Annotated in this window: 19 protein-coding genes; 5 read left to right on the top strand and 14 right to left on the bottom strand. The window is 68.8% G+C overall.

Annotation, left to right across the window (positions count from 1 at the left end):
- The first annotated feature begins 2 nt into the window (after window positions 1–2).
- The gene (locus ACFSZT_RS02275) at window positions 3–377 is read left to right on the top strand and encodes a DUF779 domain-containing protein (RefSeq protein ID WP_377394717.1); all 375 of its coding nucleotides are present in this window, start codon (window positions 3–5) and stop codon (window positions 375–377) included.
- Window positions 378–424: 47 nt separating this feature from the next.
- Here ACFSZT_RS02275 and ACFSZT_RS02270 read toward each other — a convergent pair whose 3' ends face one another.
- The 10 genes from ACFSZT_RS02270 to ACFSZT_RS02225 form a co-directional block, all read right to left on the bottom strand.
- Window positions 425–751, bottom strand: coding sequence for a putative quinol monooxygenase (locus ACFSZT_RS02270; protein ID WP_377394714.1), 327 nt, complete (start codon window positions 749–751; stop codon window positions 425–427).
- Window positions 752–936: 185 nt separating this feature from the next.
- Window positions 937–2,628, bottom strand: coding sequence for a chaperonin GroEL (groL, locus tag ACFSZT_RS02265; protein WP_377394711.1), 1,692 nt, complete (start codon window positions 2,626–2,628; stop codon window positions 937–939).
- 31 nt (window positions 2,629–2,659) lie between these two features.
- Window positions 2,660–3,685 carry an NAD(P)-dependent alcohol dehydrogenase gene (locus ACFSZT_RS02260; RefSeq protein ID WP_377394708.1) on the bottom strand — a complete coding sequence of 342 codons (1,026 nt, stop codon included), beginning with the start codon at window positions 3,683–3,685 and terminating at the stop codon, window positions 2,660–2,662.
- Window positions 3,682–4,422: an iron-sulfur cluster assembly protein gene (locus ACFSZT_RS02255; RefSeq protein ID WP_377394705.1), complete on the bottom strand. Its 741-nt coding sequence runs from the start codon at window positions 4,420–4,422 to the stop codon at window positions 3,682–3,684. Before ACFSZT_RS02255 ends, ACFSZT_RS02260 begins: the two co-directional genes overlap by 4 nt.
- Complete coding sequence (locus tag ACFSZT_RS02250; RefSeq protein ID WP_377394702.1) at window positions 4,419–5,459, bottom strand: amidohydrolase family protein; 1,041 nt, start codon at window positions 5,457–5,459, stop codon at window positions 4,419–4,421. Before ACFSZT_RS02250 ends, ACFSZT_RS02255 begins: the two co-directional genes overlap by 4 nt.
- Window positions 5,460–5,580: 121 nt before the next feature.
- Window positions 5,581–5,949, bottom strand: a complete 369-nt coding sequence (gene mimD, locus ACFSZT_RS02245) for a propane 2-monooxygenase effector subunit MimD (protein ID WP_377394699.1) — start codon at window positions 5,947–5,949, stop codon at window positions 5,581–5,583.
- The gene (locus ACFSZT_RS02240; protein ID WP_377394698.1) at window positions 5,946–7,115 is read right to left on the bottom strand and encodes a toluene hydroxylase; all 1,170 of its coding nucleotides are present in this window, start codon (window positions 7,113–7,115) and stop codon (window positions 5,946–5,948) included. Before ACFSZT_RS02240 ends, mimD begins: the two co-directional genes overlap by 4 nt.
- A gap of 71 nt (window positions 7,116–7,186) precedes the next feature.
- Entirely contained in the window at window positions 7,187–8,236 is a 1,050-nt protein-coding gene (locus tag ACFSZT_RS02235; RefSeq protein WP_377394697.1) for an NADH:ubiquinone reductase (Na(+)-transporting) subunit F, read from the bottom strand.
- Between the two features lie 120 nt (window positions 8,237–8,356).
- Window positions 8,357–10,006: a methane monooxygenase gene (locus ACFSZT_RS02230; protein WP_377394696.1), complete on the bottom strand. Its 1,650-nt coding sequence runs from the start codon at window positions 10,004–10,006 to the stop codon at window positions 8,357–8,359.
- Window positions 10,007–10,205: 199 nt separating this feature from the next.
- Complete coding sequence (locus tag ACFSZT_RS02225) at window positions 10,206–10,445, bottom strand: hypothetical protein (RefSeq protein ID WP_377394695.1); 240 nt, start codon at window positions 10,443–10,445, stop codon at window positions 10,206–10,208.
- Between the two features lie 237 nt (window positions 10,446–10,682).
- Here ACFSZT_RS02225 and ACFSZT_RS02220 point away from each other — a divergent pair, with 237 nt between their 5' ends.
- From ACFSZT_RS02220 to ACFSZT_RS02210, 3 genes are read left to right on the top strand one after another with little or no spacing between them, the layout of a single operon-like run.
- Window positions 10,683–12,512: a sigma-54-dependent Fis family transcriptional regulator gene (locus ACFSZT_RS02220; RefSeq protein ID WP_449301406.1), complete on the top strand. Its 1,830-nt coding sequence runs from the start codon at window positions 10,683–10,685 to the stop codon at window positions 12,510–12,512.
- A gap of 21 nt (window positions 12,513–12,533) precedes the next feature.
- The gene (locus ACFSZT_RS02215) at window positions 12,534–13,121 is read left to right on the top strand and encodes a hypothetical protein (RefSeq protein WP_377394694.1); all 588 of its coding nucleotides are present in this window, start codon (window positions 12,534–12,536) and stop codon (window positions 13,119–13,121) included.
- Window positions 13,122–13,147: 26 nt separating this feature from the next.
- A complete protein-coding gene (locus tag ACFSZT_RS02210; RefSeq protein ID WP_377394692.1) occupies window positions 13,148–13,741 on the top strand; it encodes a maltokinase N-terminal cap-like domain-containing protein in 594 nt (197 codons plus the stop codon).
- On the opposite strand, the gene ACFSZT_RS02205 is transcribed toward ACFSZT_RS02210, so the two are convergent.
- Both ACFSZT_RS02205 and ACFSZT_RS02200 read right to left on the bottom strand, forming a co-directional pair.
- Complete coding sequence (locus tag ACFSZT_RS02205) at window positions 13,702–14,550, bottom strand: LLM class F420-dependent oxidoreductase (RefSeq protein WP_377394690.1); 849 nt, start codon at window positions 14,548–14,550, stop codon at window positions 13,702–13,704. The two genes, ACFSZT_RS02210 and ACFSZT_RS02205, sit on opposite strands and share 40 nt — an antisense overlap.
- Before the next feature lie 53 nt (window positions 14,551–14,603).
- Window positions 14,604–14,978, bottom strand: a complete 375-nt coding sequence (locus ACFSZT_RS02200) for a hypothetical protein (RefSeq protein WP_377394688.1) — start codon at window positions 14,976–14,978, stop codon at window positions 14,604–14,606.
- An 86-nt stretch (window positions 14,979–15,064) separates the two neighbouring features.
- Between ACFSZT_RS02200 and ACFSZT_RS02195 the strand changes: the two genes are divergently transcribed.
- Entirely contained in the window at window positions 15,065–16,642 is a 1,578-nt protein-coding gene (locus ACFSZT_RS02195) for a peptide chain release factor 3 (RefSeq protein WP_377394686.1), read from the top strand.
- A 205-nt stretch (window positions 16,643–16,847) separates the two neighbouring features.
- Here the strand turns inward: ACFSZT_RS02195 and ACFSZT_RS02190 are convergent, their stop codons facing one another.
- Together ACFSZT_RS02190 and ACFSZT_RS02185 are read right to left on the bottom strand one after the other, a co-directional pair.
- Window positions 16,848–17,741 (bottom strand): manganese catalase family protein, encoded by an 894-nt coding sequence (locus tag ACFSZT_RS02190; protein ID WP_377394684.1) that lies wholly within the window; start codon window positions 17,739–17,741, stop codon window positions 16,848–16,850.
- A gap of 75 nt (window positions 17,742–17,816) precedes the next feature.
- Entirely contained in the window at window positions 17,817–17,948 is a 132-nt protein-coding gene (locus ACFSZT_RS02185) for a hypothetical protein (RefSeq protein WP_377394682.1), read from the bottom strand.
- Window positions 17,949–17,977 lie beyond the last annotated feature (29 nt).

Here is a 17,977-nt window from a genome sequence, read left to right as displayed (position 1 = left end):
CGATGACGGCGAACCGGGTGGACCTCACCGACGCCGCGGCGGCACTGCTGCGCACACTCCACGACCGGCACGGCCCGCTGATGTTCCATCAGTCCGGCGGCTGCTGCGACGGGAGCGCGCCGATGTGCTACCCGGCGGGCGAGTTCCGCACCGGCGCCTCGGACGTGCACCTCGGCGACCTCACCGTCGCCGGGGTGCCCGATCCGGTGCCCGTGTGGATGTCCGCGGCGCAGTTCGAGTACTGGAAGCACACCCACCTGACCATCGACGTGGTGCCGGGCCGGGGCAGCGGGTTCTCCCTGGAGGCACCGGAGGGTGTGCGGTTCTTGATCCGGTCGCGGTTGCTCACCGACGACGAACTGCGGCACTTGGCCTGAGCACCGGGAGCCCGCCACCCCCAGGGCGGCGGGCTCCCGCACCGGCGTCACCGTGCCGGGGTCAGCTCCGCCATCGTGTTCCAGCCGGTGTCGGGGATCTCGGCGTTGATGATTTCCGGGGTTGTCGCGATCACCTCCGGCATCCACGCCATGGCGGTCTTGAAGTGCTGCGACTCGACGTGCTGCTTGCCCGCCTCGGCGGAGGCGAAGCCTTCCACGAGCACGAACTGGTGCGGCACGTCGACGCTGCGGGACCACTCGAAGAACAGGTTGCCCGGCTCGGCGCGCGTGGCCTCGGTGAACTCCGAGACACGCGAGAGCCAGTCCTCGCTGTGCTCGGGACGGATCGTGAACTTGACGACGATGAGGATCACATGACCTCCTTGGCGGGTTGATCGATCTGAGGGGTCCTGGCCGTGGGCCGATGCGCCGCGACTCGCCGACCCACGGCCAGGTCAGCCGGCGCGGGCCGGAACCGCGCCCCGGCTGAGTCCTCGGTACCGGCCGCGAGCGCGGGGCGGGGTCGGCCCGCCCGGGTGGCCGTCCCCGGCCCGGCGACTCACCCCACGGACGGGCCCATTCCCAGCGACTGCGGCGTGCTGGGATCGGGCGAGGGCTGCCGGAGCCCCTCGTCGAGCTCACCGAACTCGGTCATCAGCGCGGGGCTGCCGCCCCACGGAGTCTCCGCCTCGGCGATCAGCGAGTTGGTGGTGAGCAGCAGACCCGCCACCGACGCACCGTTCTGCAGCGCCGAGCGCGCCACCCGCAGCGGGTCGATGATGCCCAGTTCGAGCATGTTCCCGTAGCGGTCGTGCAGCGCGTCGAATCCCTCGTCGGTGCCGAGCTCGCGGGTGCGGGCGACGATGTCGTCCGCGGGGTATCCGGCGTTGCCCGCGATGAGCCTCGCCGGTTCGGCCAGCGCCCGCCGCACGATGTCGGCGCCGATCGCGTAGTCGCCGTCGAGGCCGTGGTTCTCCAGCACCTTCTCGGCGTGCAGGAACGCCGCGCCGCCACCGGCGACGATGCCCTCGGCCATCGCCGCCCTGGTGGCCGACAACGCGTCCTCCACCCGGTGCTGCAGCTCCTTGAGCTCGGCGGGTGTCGCCGCGCCGACCCGGATCACCGCGACCTTGCCGGTCAGCGCGCCGATCCGCTCGCTCAGCACGTCCTCGTCGACGCCGTGCTGGGCCCGTTCCAGCTCGGCCCGCAGCTGGTTGACGCGGAACTCGATCGCTTCGGGCGTTCCCGCACCGTCGATGATCGTGGTGGTGTTCTCGGTGACCCGCACCTGCCGGGCCCGGCCGAGCTGGGCCAGCGTCATGTTCTCCAGCGTGAACCCGGACTGTCGCGAAAGGACGGAACCGCCGACGACGGCGGCGATGTCCTCGAGCTTGTGCAGCCTGCGGTCACCGAAGCCGGGAGCCCGCACCGCCACCGACTGGAACGTGCCGTTGGTGTGGTTGTGCACCAGCATCGACAGTGCCGTGCCCTCGACCGTCTCGGCGATCACCACCAGCGGGCGCGGCGCCCGCATGATCTTGTCGAGCAGCGGCATGAGCTCCTGCACTTTGGTGATTTTCTCCGCGCACAGCAGGATGTACGGGTCCTCGACGACCGCCTCCAGCCGGCCCGGATCGGTCACCAGGTACGGCGAGAGGTAGCCGTTGTCGAACTCGAAGCCCTCCACGAAGTCGACGGTCATGCCGATCCGCGGCGACTCCTCGACGGTGACGATGCCGCCCTCGCCGACGGTGTGCAGTGCCTTGGCGATCACCGAGCCGACCGCGTCGTCGTTGTTGGCCGAGATCGAGGCCACGCGGGCGAAATCGGCCTCGGTGGACACCGGATGCGCCACCGTCTGCAGGTACTCCACCAGCCTGCCGACGGCGAGGTCGATACCCCGCTTCACGAGCACCGGGTTGCCGCCCTTGGCGATGGCGTCCATGCCCTCGTGGATGATCGCCTGTGCCAGGACCGTCGCCGTCGTGGTGCCGTCGCCCACGACGTCGTTGGTCTTGATGGCGGCTTCCTTCACCAGCTGGGCGCCCATGTTCTCGAACTGGTCCTTCAGATGGATGTCGCGGGCGATCGTCACGCCGTCGTTGGTGACCTCGGGTGAACCGGTGATCTTCTCGATGATGACGTTGCGCCCCTTGGGGCCCAATGTGGACTTCACCGCCTCGGCGAGTTTGTCCACACCGATTCGGAGCAGGTCGCGGGCATCCGAGCCAAAGCGAAGATCCTTGGCCATGGTTTCTAACTCCTGTTCTGCGCGCGGTGGCTCAGGGGACGAGAATCGCCCGGCCACTCACGCGGCCGGCGTCCAGATCGGCCAGCGCGTCCAGCGCGGCGTCCAGCGGGTACTGCTTGGTGTGGAGGGTCACCTTGCCCGCCTGCGCGAGCACCATCAGCTCGACCAGGTCGTTGTAGGTGCCCACGAGGTTGCCGATGACGTTGCGTTCGGTGGAGATGATGTCGATCGTCGGGATGTCGATGTTGCTGCCGTAGCCGATCACGTAGTGCGAACCGGCCCGGCGCGTCATCGCGAACGCGTCCTGCTGGGCGCCCTGCTCGGCGACGAAGTCGAGCACCACCTCGGCGCCGTTGCCGCCCGTGAGGTCCAGGACCGCGTCGACGTGCTTGCCGTCGGCGAGCACCGTCTCGTGCGCGCCGAGTTCCTCGGCCAGCTTGAGCGCCTCCGGCTTGCGGTCGACCACCACGATCCTGGTCGCCGTCAGCGCCGCCAGCGACTGGATGCCGATGTGACCCAGCCCGCCCGCACCGTTCACCACGCACGTCGTTCCGGGATACAGCAACGGAACGGCCTTGCGGACGGCGTGGTAGGCGGTGATGCCCGCGTCCGCCAGCGCCGCCACGTCCTCCGGCCGCGTGGACGGGTCGAGCTTGATGCACGCTCTCGCCGAGGTCAGCAGGTACTCGGCCATGCCGCCGTCACAGTCGATGCCGGGGAAGGCGTTGTTCTCGCAGTGCATGTCGTCCCCGGCGCGGCAGGCGTGGCAGAGCCCGCACGTCGGCGTCGGATGCAGGATGACGGTGTCGCCCGGCGCCACGTTGGTGACCGCCGAACCGACCTCCTCGACCCAGCCCGCGTTCTCGTGGCCGATCGTGTAGGGCAGCTGCACACCCGACTTCTCGGCCCACTGCTCCTCGATGATGTGCAGGTCGGTCCGGCACACCCCGGCGCCGCCGATCTTGACGATGACGTCGAACGGCCCGGAGATCTTCGGCTCCGGCACCTCCTCGACGGCCGGTTTCTGGTGGTAGCGGTGCAGCCGCACGGCCTTCATGACGCCTCCTCCTGTGTCCTGCTCCTGGGCACCCGCACGTCCGGTTCGGCGTCGACGTCCTCGCCGTAGCGGGTCCGCAGCAGGCCACGGCACCACCCGGCGTTGCCGTCGATGCTGACGCGGACGGTCTTGGCGAAGCGCAGCCGCGCGGCCAGCTTCTCCTCGGATACCGGAGTGCCGTCGTCGTCCACGAACAGCGGCGAGTCCGGCGTCGTCGACAACCCGAGCTCGGCCCGGCGGCGCACCAGGCTGTCCCGCTCGGCCGACTCGGGCAGGTCGCCCAGCGTCGTGCCGGCGAGCGCGTCGATCTGCCACCCGCTGTCGAGCAGCGTCCGGCACGCCCGCTCCAGGCAGGCCAGATGCGCCTTGCGGCGGAACGTCCGGCGCAGGTCGTCGAGCTCACCGAGGGACTCGCCGGCGAACGTGCCCGCGAAGCCCTCGCGCGCCGCTACGCCCGCGTTGATCTCCTCCGCGGCGAAGTGGTCGGTGAGCCGCACCTCCGCCCACTCGAACTCCGGGAGCGCGATCAGCGCGTCGTAGGCGTCGGCCACCATGAGATAGGCGAAGTTGGGAGCGCAGAAATACGTCGGCAACCGCAGGCGGACACTGACGCCGCCGTCACGCACCGTCGCGGCCAGCACGAATCCGAGGTCGGTGATCGGCTGGTCCAGCTCGGGGTCACGCACGCTCGACAGCGCCTGCCACGCCCGCTCGGCCAGCGTGCCGGTGGCTGTCATGCCGGCACCACCGGAGCGGAACCGACGGCCTCGCCGCTGTCCACCGGCGCCTCGGTCACGGCGGCCTCGGGCGGCACCTCGATGTCGTAGAGGCGGGCGGCGTTGATGCCGAGGATCTTGCGCTTGACCTCGGGGGTCAGCACGCCGTACTCGGCCTGCATGTCCTCCGGCACCTGGAAGTCCACGAACTTCTCCACCAGCCAGCGCGGGTGCCAGATCGCGTAGTCGCTGGCGAACGTCAGCCGGTTCTCGTCCAGCCAGTACAGCAGCTCCATGATGATCTGCGCGAAGTAGCGCGGGCGGGAGTGGATGAACGGCATCGCCACGGCCAGTCCACCGTAGACGTTCGGCTCTTGCGTGGCGATCCAGCAGAAGTCCTCCAGCCTCGGCAACCCGACGTGCTCGATGATGAAGTTCAGGTTCGGGAAGGCGGTCGCGACATCGTCCACGTCGGCCACGTCGAACGCGTCCCGGTTCAATGGGTAGATCGTCGGTCCCTTGTGGACGTGGATGTTGCGGATTCCCAGCTCCTCGCACTTCTCGAGGTAGCGGTAGGACCAGTCGTCGGTGAGCTTCCAGCCCTTGGAGGTGCCCTTCCACTCCGCCGTGTAGAGCTTCACGCCGCGCAGGTTCCACCGCTGGGCGAGTTCCTCCAGCTTGTCCAGCCCGGCCTCACCGTCTCGGGGGTCCCAGGCGCCGTTGACGATGAACTTGTCCGGGTGCCGCTCGGCGATCAGGCCGTCCTGCTCGGTGGTGTTGAACCCGTTGACGTAGAAGTCGCTGAGGTAGGTCGGCTGGAAGATCGCCTTGTCGACGTAGCCGTCCTCGAACAGGTCCTTCATCAGGGTTTCCTCTGAGTACTTCTCGAACTTGTCCAGCGGCCACACCCATTCCTCGGGGCTGAGGTTGCGGTGGTAGTCGTAGAAGCACTCGATGAAGCCCTTGCCGTAGCGGTTGGCCTGGTTCTCGGGGCTGCCGTCCCAGAAGTGCACGTGGCTGTCGACGATGAAGTAGTTTTCCCCGTCCTTGGTGTACATGGCACTGCTCCCTTGCTGTGTCGCGGTAAAGCGGGGGAAGGGTTCGCCGGGCCGGCCCGCGCGCGGGATCGGGCGGGCCCGGCGAACCGTCATCCCCCAGGTGTCGGATCGTCGCCGTGGGTCACTGGACAGGACGCAGATCGAAGTCCAGGTACTCGGCGGCGTCCTCCGGGTTGGCGAAGAGAATCGTGCGGTCGTCGAGGTGGATCATGCGCCCGTAGTGGGTGGACATGCTTTCCTCGAACTCCGCCTGGTCGAACCAGCCCTCCTCCTCTCCGGCTGCTTCGTCGATCTCGGAGTAGACGACGTCCACGCGGTTCTTCGCGTCGACGCGGATCATGGACGGCAACGGCGTGACGGTTACGTTCTCCTTCGTCCGCATCACCTCGGCGATCACCTCGCCGACCTGGCTGTTCATGAGGGTGAAACCGCACATGCCGGACGCGGTGTTGTTCGACGCGAAGCGGCTTTCCGTCTGCGTGGAAGTCACTGGTTCAGCTCCTTTGGGATACGCAGGCCGAGGTCGGCCAGGATGCCGCCGAAACGGCTCTTCGCCCGGTCGAGTCCGTCCTCGAAGCGCGGTGGCTTCGCGTCCGGCTGCGACCACAGCGGCTGCAGGGTGCGGGCCGCGCTCAGGCACCGCGGAACCCACGTCTCCAGCCACGACTGCATGATCTCGGTGTTGTGCTGCGCGAACTCCTTGTCGCTCACCAGCGGCTGGAACATCGCCTTGGTGTAGCGGAGGTCCCGCTCGGCGTAGTCGTACTCCGCGGCGCCGATGAGGGTCGGCGTCACGAAGTCGCCGTTGCCGGGCGCGGCCTGCTGCACCAGGTTGCTGCGGAACAGTTCGCCGACCAGCGGCTCGAACACGACGTTGGCGGCGAAGACCGCCTCGGCCCAGTCCCAGATCGCCGTGAGTTGTTCGGCGGTCTCGCGCACGCCCTGCCACGCCGGATCGCTCGCCCACGTCTCGAGGTGGGCCGCACCGTCGAAGTCCTCGATCTCCTCCGACAGCGTCAGGTTGTACAGCGCCAGGTCCTGCGCCGAGCGGATCCGATGCATGCTGTTCACCGAGATCGCCGTGTTGTGCATGTTGGTCGGCGCCCTGCGGTTGGCGTTGGCGAAGAGGTACAGGCCCAGGCCGTGGTCCACGTGCATCCACGCGCCGACGTGCTGCGCGACGAACTGCACCCAGTTGCGGTTCCACTGTTCGAACGCCTTGGACTGCCGCGCGGCCTCGATGTTCTGATTGAGCTGCCGCACCACGTTCGAGTTGTTGCGGTAGATGCTCTGTTCCCACTCCTCGTTCGGGTCGCGGAACTCGTGCCACCCGTGAGCGGGCCATTCGTAGCCTTGACCACCGGATCCGGGGTAGCGCTCGGGAACGGGACGGTCGGAGCCCCACGCCTTGAGCACGGTCCACTCGAGCGGGTAGCCGCCCTTGCCGTCGGCGAAGCCGTACAGCCAGCCCTGCGACAGGTAGTGCCGCGGGTCGGGCTGAACCTCGACCGTCACGTCCTCATAGTGGCTTTGCTTGCGCTTGCGGGGCTTGTAGTAGTTGAAGTGGCGCAGGTTCGAGTCCGGGAACTCGCGCGCGCCGGCTTCGGCGTCGGTGAACACCGGTTTCGGTACGCTGCGTTCTTGCGTCGCTGTCATGGAAGGTCCTTCGTCTCTCGAGCCAACTCATCGGCGCTTGCCGGATGTGGGCGGATGGGCGGCGTGCTCGCTCAGGTGCCGTCGCCTTCGCCGGTTGTCGTGAACTTGTCGTAGAACACCCGCTTGTCGTCCACGCCCAATGCGGGCAGCAGCTCGACGGCCGCTTCCACCATGGGCGGGGGACCACACACGTAGGCGTCCACACCGGACAGATCGGTCTCCAGGCGGCGGACCACATCGGTGATCAATCCGGACTCGCCGTCCCAGGAATCGTCGTCCGCGGGTTCGGACAGCGCGGGTACGTAGCGGAACCCGGGGAGCCGTTCCTCGAGCTCACGCAGTTCTTTCTCGAAGCACAGGTCCTTCTTCGCCCGTGCCCCGTAGTAGAAAGTCGCCTTCCGGTCGATGCCACGCTCGGCCATGGACCGCAGCAGCGAGAGGATCGGCGCGATACCCGCTCCACCGCCGACGAAGACGAGGGGGGCACCGGGCGCGTCCCGGAGAGTGAAGACGCCGAACGGGCCCGTGATGTCGAGCCGGTCGCCGACCTTCACCTGCGTGTCGAGAAACTCCGAGAAGAGCCCGCCGGGGTACACCTTGATGACGAACTCGAGCTGTCCGGACTCGGCGCTTGAGGTGTTGGCCATCGAGAAGGAGCGCGTCTGGTCGGTCCCCGGTACGGCGAAGTCGACGTACTGGCCGGGGAAGAACTTCAGTGTCTCCGGCTCGACGAGCCGCACCACCAGATGCCGCATGTCGTGGGTGACCTTGTCGTTCGACACCACCTCGACCGAGGCCTCCTGGATCGGCAGCCCCGAGCGGATCATCTCCTCGTCGTAGTTGAGCAGCTCGATGGTCAGATCCTCGTAGGCGTGCGCCCGGCACAGGAGCGTGTAGCCCTCCTCCAGTTCGAACTCGGGCAGCGCGAACGTGGAGTAGCGGTCGTGGTCGACATCGTCTCCCTCGAGGATGAACGACTTGCACGACGCGCATTGGCCTTCCTTGCAGCCGTGCATGAGCATCACGCCCTGCTCCGCGGCCGCCCGGAGGATCGTCTGGTCCTCGTCGACGTCTATCTCGATGCCGACCGGTTCGAAGCGCACCCGGTGCTTCTCTGCCATGCTGTCCTCATTCTTCGTCGGGCACAGCGCTGCCTGCCGGTGAGCCGGCGCGGGGAGGGCACACGGCCGCTGTGGGCCGTGCCGGCTCCCCGCGCCTGGTCACCGTCCGGCGGTCTGTGCTCATGCCGCCGGTGCCGGCCTGCCGCCCGGGCCCTGCCGGACGTAGTCGGCGTGGAACGCCTGACGCTCCTCGTCGGTCATCTCGTTGAGCGTGACGTTCGGGCTCGGGAACGGCGGGCACTTGCGCAGGTGGTCCAACGTCCACATCTTCTTCGGATCCAGGTCGAGATGCGGCTGTGCCACGAGGGTCTTGCCGTCGTCGCGGACGTAGCCCATGTCCTTGACGATGTCGGCGAAGTTCCAGTTGTGGTACAGCGTCTCCCATTCCCGGGAACCGATGAGCTTGCCCATGTTCGGCGTCTGCCTGCCCTGGTACGTCGGCCGGAAGGCGACCGCGTCGGTCCAGTGGCAGCCCTCCGAGCAGTACGTACGCCACTGTCCGTCCACTTTGTCCATGACCATGTCTTGGCGGATCAGGCACGGGACCATGCACGTCCAGCAGCGGTGCGGGTAGACGTAGTTGACGTCCTCGAAGGCGATCGGCTTGTGTCCGTTGGGGACGGACAGCCGGTTGTAGTTCTCCCACCAGGCCCCGTACTTGTCGTACCAGCCCGGGTACTTGTGCTCGAACCACTCGAAGTCCTCGTCCGTCATCGGGTCGATGCGCCAGTAGTTGGCGATCCATCCGGTGGCGAAGAACTGGGCGACCTCGTGCACGTAGCCCTTGTTCCAGATCCGGTTCCACGCCTCCTCGACCAGGTCGTGGGGGATCGTGAGGCCGTACTTCTCGAGTGGCACCAGGTAGCTGCGGTAGTAGTCGTCGTAGATCCAGCGACGCCACATCTCCGCGTAGCTCTCGCGGTCCTTGCGGCGGTCCTTGGTGCCGTACTCGATGAACGTGCCGATCGCGGCGTCCACCACGCAGTGGTTGTTCCACCAGGCGTACCGGAGGTCGCGCTCCAGCAACTGGTGGTTGCTTTCGTCGGACAGCGCCATGAGCAGCGTGGCGTAGCCGTTGCTGATGTGGCGAGACTCGTCCGACTGCACCGAGTGGAACACCGTCGGCAGCAGGTAGTCGCCGTTGGCTGCGGCCTCACCGGGCATGGCGACGAACAGCGTGTTCGTGAACGCCGTCTCGGCGACGATGGTCAGGTAGATGCTCGCCGCGGTGATCGCGTCACCGGTGATGAAGCCCTCGGCGAACTGCCGGCCGATGGTGCCGGCGTAGTCGTTCTGGAAGTTGCGCAGGCTCGAGTTGAAGCCCGCCGGGTCGATGTAGTTGTTCATGTACAGGCGCTTCAGGTTCTGCTGGATCGTCGAGTGCCTGACCTCGTCGATCATCTGAATCGCCTGGCCGTTGTGCAGTTCCGGGTTGGGCACGGTCCGGAACAGCAGCGGCATCGCGCGGGCAGCGGAGATCTCCGGCAGCGGAATGATGGACAGGAAGAGTTTCTGCCATTCCATCCAGCGCTGCTGGACCTGACGGAACATGTTTCCGCGAATGGCGCCGTCCTGGGCGCCGTACACGCGGTGATCTTTTTCCTCTTCCATCGGGAAGTACGACCGAAGCACCTGCTTGAGCGGGTCCTTCTTCTTCGCCTTCCGGAAGGTGTAGTCGGTTCCGTAGTGCGAGACCGGCTCGTGGTAAGCCGGTTCCCACGCCAGCTCTTGGATCTTCTGGTGAGCTTTCGCCACACTCTGGCGAGTCATGATCACTCCTTACCCGTCACTGAGGTGACGGTGACGGAATCGTCCGGCACAGTTCCGTGTCCCCGGTCCGTCCCGAAGGCGGGGCGCACCGACGCGGCAGGGACGCAGCGACTGTGACGCCCATTACAGTGCTCGCCCACGTGGTTTGCGGTCTCAATTTGAGACGGCACCAAGTGCCCTTTTTCGCGGCGCGACGTCGTTACTCCGGTGGTGGGTCATCCATCAGTGCCGCCCGGAGGTCGGCGAGTTCGCGCTGTGTTTCTTGACCGATCCGGGAATCACCCTGCGCGGACGGCGTGATGCCGAACGCTCGCAACAGGTCGGCCGCGGGCTTACCCGGATCGCCCGCTTCGCCGAGTACCGGGTGGAGTCCCTGATCGGCCAGATGGGAGAAGACCACGTTGACAACCGTCCACGGGCTGTAACTCTCCTCGGGCATGTCCGCACCTCAACTCTCCTCGGGCATGTCCGCACCTCACTCGTTCGTCCTCGACCGCGGTGCGTCCGGCCGCGCGGCGGCCACTCGCCCGCGCCTTGCCGTCCATGACACGCCGCCCCCATTCGGGGCGTGGTCTCAATTTGAGACACCGTGAACAGTGCCGGGGCCTTACCGTGATGAATCGGGCACCTTCGCGTGCGCGCGAACAGGTCGCAACGGAGCGGTCTTGGAGGCACGATGGGCGACAGGCCACCCCTGCAACGGATGCCGAACGACCTACCAGGGCAGTCCCGGCCGAGCGACGAGACACTCGCCGACGCCCGGATCAGGTTTCTGACCTCGGAATCGGTGGAGCTCACCGAGGTACGAGAGCCCATCCTCAACTCGTGGTGGCGCTCGCGGAAGGCGGACGTCCCGGCCGACCGCATCGAGGTGCCGTATGTCGGGGAGGAGCACCTCGACGCCGTGTGGGTGCGCAATTCGCGGCCGTTGCTGAACCAGCTCGCCGAGCAGCTCGACGGCCAGCCGGTGAGCCTCATCCTCACCGATCCGACCGGGGTGGTGCTTTCCCAGCACACCGGCGACAGCGACCTGCACCGGCATCTCGAGCGCGTCCATCTCATCCCCGGCTTCAGTTACGGCGAGCAGTTCGTCGGCACCAACGGCATCGGCACCGCGCTCGAGGACGGTCAGCCGAGGCGCGTGTTCGGGCACGAGCACTACGCCGAGCACCTCGACAACCTCGCCTGCGCGGGTGTACCCATCCACCACCCGCTGTCCGGAAAGATGATCGGCGCGGTGGACCTGACCTGCTGGAGCCGCGACGCGAGCGGGCTGCTCATCGCGCTGGCGCGCAGTGCCGCCGAGCAGATCCGGCAGGCGCTGCTGACCACCACGAGCGCCCGGGAGCTGGAGCTGTTCCAGGCCTACCTGCAGGCGTGCAGGAGGACCGGCGGCATCGTCATGGCCCTCGCCGACGAGATGGTGATGATGAACGACTACGCCCGCCAGCTGCTGGAACCCAGCGACCAGGCGATGTTGCTCGGGCACACCAGAGAGTTGCTGGCGGCCGGTCAACGCTGCAGCACGAACCTGGTGCTGCCGAGCGGCAGCCGCGTCCGCGTCCACTGCCGGCCGCTGTCCGGGCGCGGGGCGGGCGTGTTGCACGTCGAGCTGGTCGAGACCGACGAGGAGCCGGGCGGGGCGACCGCGACGCTGCCGATGTTCCTGCCGGGCACGGTCGGCTCGGCGCCGGTGTGGTTGCGGTGCTGCCACGAGGTCGACGCCAGTTACGACGCGGGCGAGTGGCTCGCGCTCGTGGGCGAACCCGGCACCGGCAAGACCACGCTGGCGCAGTGTGTCCAGCAGCGCAGGCGGCCGGGGGAGCGGTTGCGCACGCTGGACGCCGCGCAGGCGGGCGAGCCGGGATGGCTCGACCGGGTCCGCCGTGCGCTGGACCGGCCGGCGTCGGCGCTGGTGATCCAGCACGTCGACAAGCTCGAGACGGCCACCGCGAACGCGCTGGCGTCCACGCTGGGCGAGATCCGTGAGCAGCACCGCGGCCAGGTGCCCTGGGTGGCGGTGACCCTGTTGCCGGGCGCCGACACGCAGCGCAACCTGTCCGAGCTGCTCGCGCTGGTCCCGCGCACGGTGCAGGTGCCGCCGCTGCGCTACCACATCGAGGACCTCAACCAGCTCGTCCCGTTCCTGCTCAACAAGCTCAGCCACGGCGGCCAGCTCACGTGCTCACCGAGCGCGATGAAACTGCTGATGCGCGCGACGTGGCCGGGCAACGTGACCGAGCTGTACCGGATGCTCAGGGAGGTCGTGCAGCATCGCCGCCGGACGGGCGAGATCCGGCCGGGTGACCTGCCCGCGAACTATCACACCGTCACCCGCCGGGCGCTGACCCACCTGGAGTCGATCGAGCGGGACGCCATCGTGCGCAGCCTGCACGACGCGGACGGCAACAAGAGCAAAGCCGCCAAGTCGCTCGGCATGTCGAGGGCGACGATCTATCGCAAGATCCACGACTACGGCATCGTCACCGCGAACCGCTCCCGCTGAGCGCGGGCGGAAAGGAGCACCATGTCGACTGCGGCCCCGCAGCCCCGGACCGTGCGCGAGCTCGACACCCCCGCCGCCCGGGAGCTCGCCCGGCTCGCGGAGATCCTCGGCGAGCTGCAGACCGTGCTGCTCTGCTGCGAGCGGCTGGTCGGCGAGCTGGCCGCCGACGAGCCCGACGACCTCACCGTCGACGCGCTGTGGACCACGGCCGTGCTGACCTACGCGCGGTGCTTCGGTGGCGACGCCGGGCTGAGCGAGGACGACGTCACGGCGACTCCGCTGCAGGGCGAGGTGCTGGAGTGGCATCGCGTGCTCATCCGGCTCCGCGAGCGCCACACCGACACCGCGCGGGCGCCGAGGGAGCAGTGCAGCGTCGGCGTGACGCAGGACGAGTCCGGCCACGCGAGCGGGATCGCCATCACGTCCACCCCACGGCCCATGCTCGACGACGTCACCGTGAAGCAGACGGGCGCACTCGCCTACGAGCTGAGCAAGCTGGTGGACGAGCGCATGACGCAGCGGCAGGAGCGGGTGCGCGCGTCGGTCGGCGACATGGCGGTGATGGAGCTCGAGCGCCTGCCGCGCATCGAACTCGCCCCGGCGGGCTGACGCGAGGTCGCGGCATACAGTGGCGTGTGGCCAAGATTCATCGTGGCGCGACGCTGACGCCGCCGTTCGAGGAGTTCCTGCCCGCGTGGGTCCTCCGCCGCCCGTGGTACCGCGGCGGCGACGACGCCGCGCTGACGCCCGTCGGCTGGTTCCGGCTGGAGGACCCGGCCGGTGAGGTCGGCATCGAGACGCACCTGCTCACCGACGGCACGTGCGTGTACCAGGTGCCGCTGACCTACCGGAGCGCACCGATCGAGGCACCGCTCGTCGCGACCGCCGAGCACAGCGTGCTGGGTACGCGCTGGATCCACGACGCGGAGGCCGACCCGGTGTGGCGGCGCCAGCTCGTGCGGCTCGTGCGCACGGGCGGGGTGTCCGACTCGGCCGGACGCCACCTGGATGCCACCGCGATCGGGCGGAGGGCGGGCGGTTCGGCACATGGGCGCAGGCCGCCGCTGGACGACTCGGTGAGCATCGAGCTCCGGCGGGTCGTCGAACCGGGCCCGGCGCCGGACGGTCCCGGCGTCGCGGGGGTCGTCCACGGGAGGTGGCCGGGTGGTTCGGGCTGCCTGGCCGTGCTCTACGCCGCCGGCAGCGTGCCCGCCAGCCGCTCGAGGTAGGCGGCGACGCGGTCGGCGGACCGGTCCGGGAGGCCGAAGACGACCTCGGTCACCCCGATCGACGCCCAGTGCTCCAGAACCGCCCGGTTCGGTTTGCCTGCCAGCGCGACCACCTCCGGCGTACCCGGCCTGCCCGCGTCCCGCCACGTCCGATGCAGCAGTGCCACCTTGTCGTCCAGCTCCGTCTCGACCGGTGTGGTGAGCCAGCCGTGGCCGGTGCGGGCGACCCACTCGAACGTCGTGCGCGTGCCCGCGGCCCCGGCGAGCACCGGGATGTCTCCGCCCTGCGCGGGTTTCGGCCAGGCCCAGCTCGGGCCGAACTTCACGAACTCGCCGTCGTAGGCGGCCTCGTCGTGGGACCACAGCTCCCGCATCGCCTCGACGTACTCGCGGAGCATGGTGCGCCGCCTGCCCCTGGGTACTCCGTGGTCGGTGAGCTCGTCGATGTTCCAGCCGAAGCCCACGCCGAGCGTCACCCGGCCACCGGAGAGGTGGTCGAGGGAGGCGATGGTCTTCGCCAGCGCGATGGGGTCGTGCTCCACCGGCAACGCCACGGCTGTCGCGAGCCGGATCCGTTCGGTGCAAGCGGCGGCCATCGCCAGCGACACCCACGGGTCCAGCGTGCGCAGGTACCGGTCGTCGGGCAGGGTCGCGTCCCCCGTGGTCGGGTGGGCGGCTTCACGCCTGACCGGGATGTGGGTGTGTTCGGGCACGTAGAACGAGGTGAAGCCCGCGTCCTCGGCGAGCCGTGCCGCCGTGGCGGGGGCGATGCCGCGGTCGCTGGTGAACAGCACGACGCCGTACCTCATGGCGACAAGTAGAACATGTTCCAGTTCTGTCTGTCACGTGCGGCGAGTCCGGCTCAGGCGGCGGGAGTCGGCGTCCGCAGGGTGTGCAGCGTGTCCTGGACCTCGGACAGCCGCGCGGGCCACCGGTCGATGATCGCCTTCCACGCCGCGCGCAGCGGCACCCGCGGTGCCAGCACGAGTACGGGCTCCGAACCCCATCGGGTCGCCACCACCGTGCCGACCCGGTCCTCCTCGCCCGGCCCGGGCACGCCGCCGGGCAGGAACTCCACCGTCAACGTGCCCCCCGACCCCGTGACGTCGTCGGTGACTCCGTTCATGGCCGCGTGGTACCCGCGCAGGGCGTGCCGCTGGGCCGGCTCGGACGGGATCGGGCTGTCGGGGTACGCGGCGTTGTACGCGGCGACCGAGTCATGGCGTTCCGGAGTCACGGAAGTTGATCTTACAACAGTGCGTTTCAGCACGTCGTCGGCTGTCTACAGTGGACTATCGGGCGGTCGGGTAGACTGGAACACCGATGCACATCCTCACCGAGGCCGATCGCAGGCGCTCCTTCGCCGTGATCAGCCACCCCGACGCCGGCAAGTCCACCCTCACCGAAGCGCTGGCGCTGCACGCCCGGGTGATCTCCGAGGCGGGCGCGGTGCACGGCAAGTCCGGGCGGCACGGCGTCGTCTCCGACTGGATGGAGATGGAACGCGCACGCGGCATCTCCATCACGTCGGCCGCGCTGCAGTTCTCCTACCGCGACGCCGTCATCAACCTGCTCGACACCCCTGGCCACGCCGACTTCTCCGAGGACACCTACCGCGTGCTCTCGGCCGTCGACTCGGCGGTGATGCTGCTCGACGCCGCGAAGGGGCTCGAACCGCAGACGCTCAAGCTCTTCGACGTCTGCCGTCACCGCGGCATCCCGGTGCTGACCTTCGTCAACAAGTGGGACCGCCCCGGCCGCGAGGCGCTGGAGCTGTGCGACGAGCTCGTCGAGCGCATCGGACTGCAGCCCATGCCGCTGACGTGGCCGGTCGGCGCGGCGGGGCACTTCCAGGGCGTGCTCGACGTCGCGGACGGCTCGTTCGTGCGCTACGCCCGCACGAGCGGTGGCGCCAAGGCTGCCCCCGAGGAACGGCTCGATGCCGCCCGCGCCGAGGCCGAGGTGGGCGCCGACTGGACCACGGCCCGCGAGGAGAGGGAGCTGCTCGCGGCCTCCGGTGGCGAGTTCGACGCCGACCGGTTCCGTGACGCCACCGCCACCCCGGTGCTGTTCGGTGCCGCCGTGCTGAACTTCGGCGTGCGGCACCTGCTCGACCTGCTCGTCGACCTGGCGCCGCGGCCCACCCCGCGGGTGGACGCCGACGGGGTGCCCCGCCCGCTCGACGCCGACTTCTCCGCGTTCGTGTTCAAGGTGCAAACCGGGATGGACCCGGCACACCGCGACCAGGTGGCCTTCGCGCGCGTGTGCTCGGGCATGTTCGAGCGCGGCATGGTGGTGACCAACGCGACGACGAAGCGGCCGTTCGCCACCAAGTACGTGCAGCAGGTGTTCGGCCAAAAACGGTCTACTGTGGACACCGCGTTCCCCGGCGACGTGATCGGGCTCGTCAACGCCTCCGCGCTGCGCGTGGGTGACACGCTGTACGCGGGCAAGCCGCCGGTGCGATTCCCAGGGCTGCCGCAGTTCGCGCCCGCGCACTTCGCGGTCGCGCGGCCGGTGGACCTGAGCAAGTCCAAGCAGTTCCGCAAGGGCGTCGACCAGCTCTCGGCCGAAGGGGTCGTCCAGCTGCTCCGGTCGGACCTGCGCGGCGACGCGGCGCCCGTGTTCGCGGCGGTCGGTCCCATGCAGTTCGAGGTCGCCGCGCACCGGATGGAGCACGAGTTCTCCGCGCCGGTGCGGCTCGACCGGCTGCCCTACAGCGCCGTCCGCAAACTGGCCGATCCGGCGCAGCGCGGGCTCGTGGACTCCGGGCGGCGCAGCGAGGTGGTCAGCCGCGTCGACGGCACCGAGCTGGCGCTCTTCGAGGACGAGATGGCGATGCGCATCCTGCTCCGCCAGCACCCGGAACTGGAACTCGAGCCGCTGCTTGCCGAAGGCTGAACACCCCCGGCCGCCGTGTCTGCCGTCCAGGTAGCCGTGTGTGCCGCCCAGGTAGCCGTGTCTGCCGCCCAGGTAGCCGTGTGTGCCGCCCAGGTAGCCGTGTCGAACGGAACCGCGCGAGCCGGAACGAACCAGGACGCATGTGGCACCGCCCCGGACCTGCACAGCCCCGGGGCAGGGCCTGCGACCGGGCCTCGACGGGCCGTCAGCTCATGCCTTCCTTGAGCTTGCCGACCATGCCCTTCGCACCGCTCAGACGCGGGTCGCGGGGTTGCTCGCTGCCGTCGTAGGTCGCGAACAGCTTCGGGTCCGGCGGCGGTCCCGCGGCCGGACCACCGAGCGGCTCCGGGTTCTCCACGATGCCCATCTCGTGGTCGCCGTCCGGGCCGGTGCCCTGGGCCCAGCGGCCCTGCGCGGAGTCGTTGCCCTCGGAGAGGTTCCACAGGCTGGTCGCGTGCTCGCGGTGCTCCTCGTCGAACAACGCGTTCGGCGCGAGCGTGCCCTCGATGCCGTCCGCCTTCAGCTGCTCGATGGCGGCCAGCCACATGTTCTGGTGGTAGGTGTCCCGCGCCAGATTGAACTTGAGCATCTCCTTGACACCGGGGTCGTCCGTCATGTTGTAGAGCCGTGCTGTCTGCAGCCGGCCCTGTGCCTCGGCGGCGACGTTGGCGCGGAAGTCGGCGAGCAGGTTGCCGCTGGCGATCACGTAGCGGCCGTTCCACGGCACACCCTGGCTGTCGTTGGGCAGGGCGCCGCCGCCGCCCACGATCGCCTGTTGCGGGTCCATGCCACCCATGACCGCGGCCATCACCGGGTCCTGCACGGCGCGCGTCGTCTCCGTGGCCGGTGCGCCCTCGAGCAGGCGCGCCACCATCGTCGCGAGCATCTCGACGTGCCCGATCTCCTCGGTGGCGATGTCCATGATGAGGTCCTTGTACTTGCCTTCCATGCGGCAGTTCCAGCCCTGGAAGAGGTACTGCATCGTGACCGTCATCTCGCCCCAGGCTCCACCGATCAGCTCCTGAAGCTTCCTCGCGTAGACCGGGTCGGGCTGCTCGGGCTTGGCCTCGAACTGCAGCTTCTTGGTGTGATGAAACATGACGCTCCCACTCGCGATTGGTCGAACCCCTACGCGCGTGGTGTTGCCATTCCTGGCCGGACCAAACTGCGCCGGTCACTCCCTGCCGCGGACGATGGTGGGGGCGAACTCGTCGTCGTCCAGCTCCGGCGCCGGAATCGCGGGAGCGGGCTGGGTCGTGGCCTGCTCGGGGATCCGGACCGGCTGGACGTCTGCGGCGGTGCTCATGCTGCCTTTCCTTTCCACCTGGGGATAGC

The sequence above is a fragment of the Prauserella oleivorans genome, assembly GCF_042685745.1.
GTDB classification, from domain to species: domain Bacteria; phylum Actinomycetota; class Actinomycetes; order Mycobacteriales; family Pseudonocardiaceae; genus Prauserella_A; species Prauserella_A oleivorans.
The sequence above is the reverse complement of the archived record's forward strand: the minus strand, read 5'-3'. Positions and strand labels throughout refer to the sequence as shown.

Coding starts and splice junctions, on each gene's coding strand:
- ACFSZT_RS02250 (WP_377394702.1), bottom strand. CDS start 5,459: ATGTACACCAAGGACGGGGAAAACTACTTCATCGTCGACAGCCACGTG.
- ACFSZT_RS02275 (WP_377394717.1), top strand. CDS start 3: ATGACGGCGAACCGGGTGGACCTCACCGACGCCGCGGCGGCACTGCTG.
- ACFSZT_RS02260 (WP_377394708.1), bottom strand. CDS start 3,685: ATGAAGGCCGTGCGGCTGCACCGCTACCACCAGAAACCGGCCGTCGAG.
- groL (WP_377394711.1), bottom strand. CDS start 2,628: ATGGCCAAGGATCTTCGCTTTGGCTCGGATGCCCGCGACCTGCTCCGA.
- ACFSZT_RS02255 (WP_377394705.1), bottom strand. CDS start 4,422: ATGACAGCCACCGGCACGCTGGCCGAGCGGGCGTGGCAGGCGCTGTCG.
- ACFSZT_RS02190 (WP_377394684.1), bottom strand. CDS start 17,741: ATGTTTCATCACACCAAGAAGCTGCAGTTCGAGGCCAAGCCCGAGCAG.
- ACFSZT_RS02230 (WP_377394696.1), bottom strand. CDS start 10,006: ATGACTCGCCAGAGTGTGGCGAAAGCTCACCAGAAGATCCAAGAGCTG.
- ACFSZT_RS02220 (WP_449301406.1), top strand. CDS start 10,683: ATGGGCGACAGGCCACCCCTGCAACGGATGCCGAACGACCTACCAGGG.
- ACFSZT_RS02240 (WP_377394698.1), bottom strand. CDS start 7,115: ATGACAGCGACGCAAGAACGCAGCGTACCGAAACCGGTGTTCACCGAC.
- ACFSZT_RS02235 (WP_377394697.1), bottom strand. CDS start 8,236: ATGGCAGAGAAGCACCGGGTGCGCTTCGAACCGGTCGGCATCGAGATA.
- ACFSZT_RS02215 (WP_377394694.1), top strand. CDS start 12,534: ATGTCGACTGCGGCCCCGCAGCCCCGGACCGTGCGCGAGCTCGACACC.
- ACFSZT_RS02195 (WP_377394686.1), top strand. CDS start 15,065: ATGCACATCCTCACCGAGGCCGATCGCAGGCGCTCCTTCGCCGTGATC.
- ACFSZT_RS02225 (WP_377394695.1), bottom strand. CDS start 10,445: ATGCCCGAGGAGAGTTACAGCCCGTGGACGGTTGTCAACGTGGTCTTC.
- ACFSZT_RS02205 (WP_377394690.1), bottom strand. CDS start 14,550: ATGAGGTACGGCGTCGTGCTGTTCACCAGCGACCGCGGCATCGCCCCC.
- ACFSZT_RS02185 (WP_377394682.1), bottom strand. CDS start 17,948: ATGAGCACCGCCGCAGACGTCCAGCCGGTCCGGATCCCCGAGCAGGCC.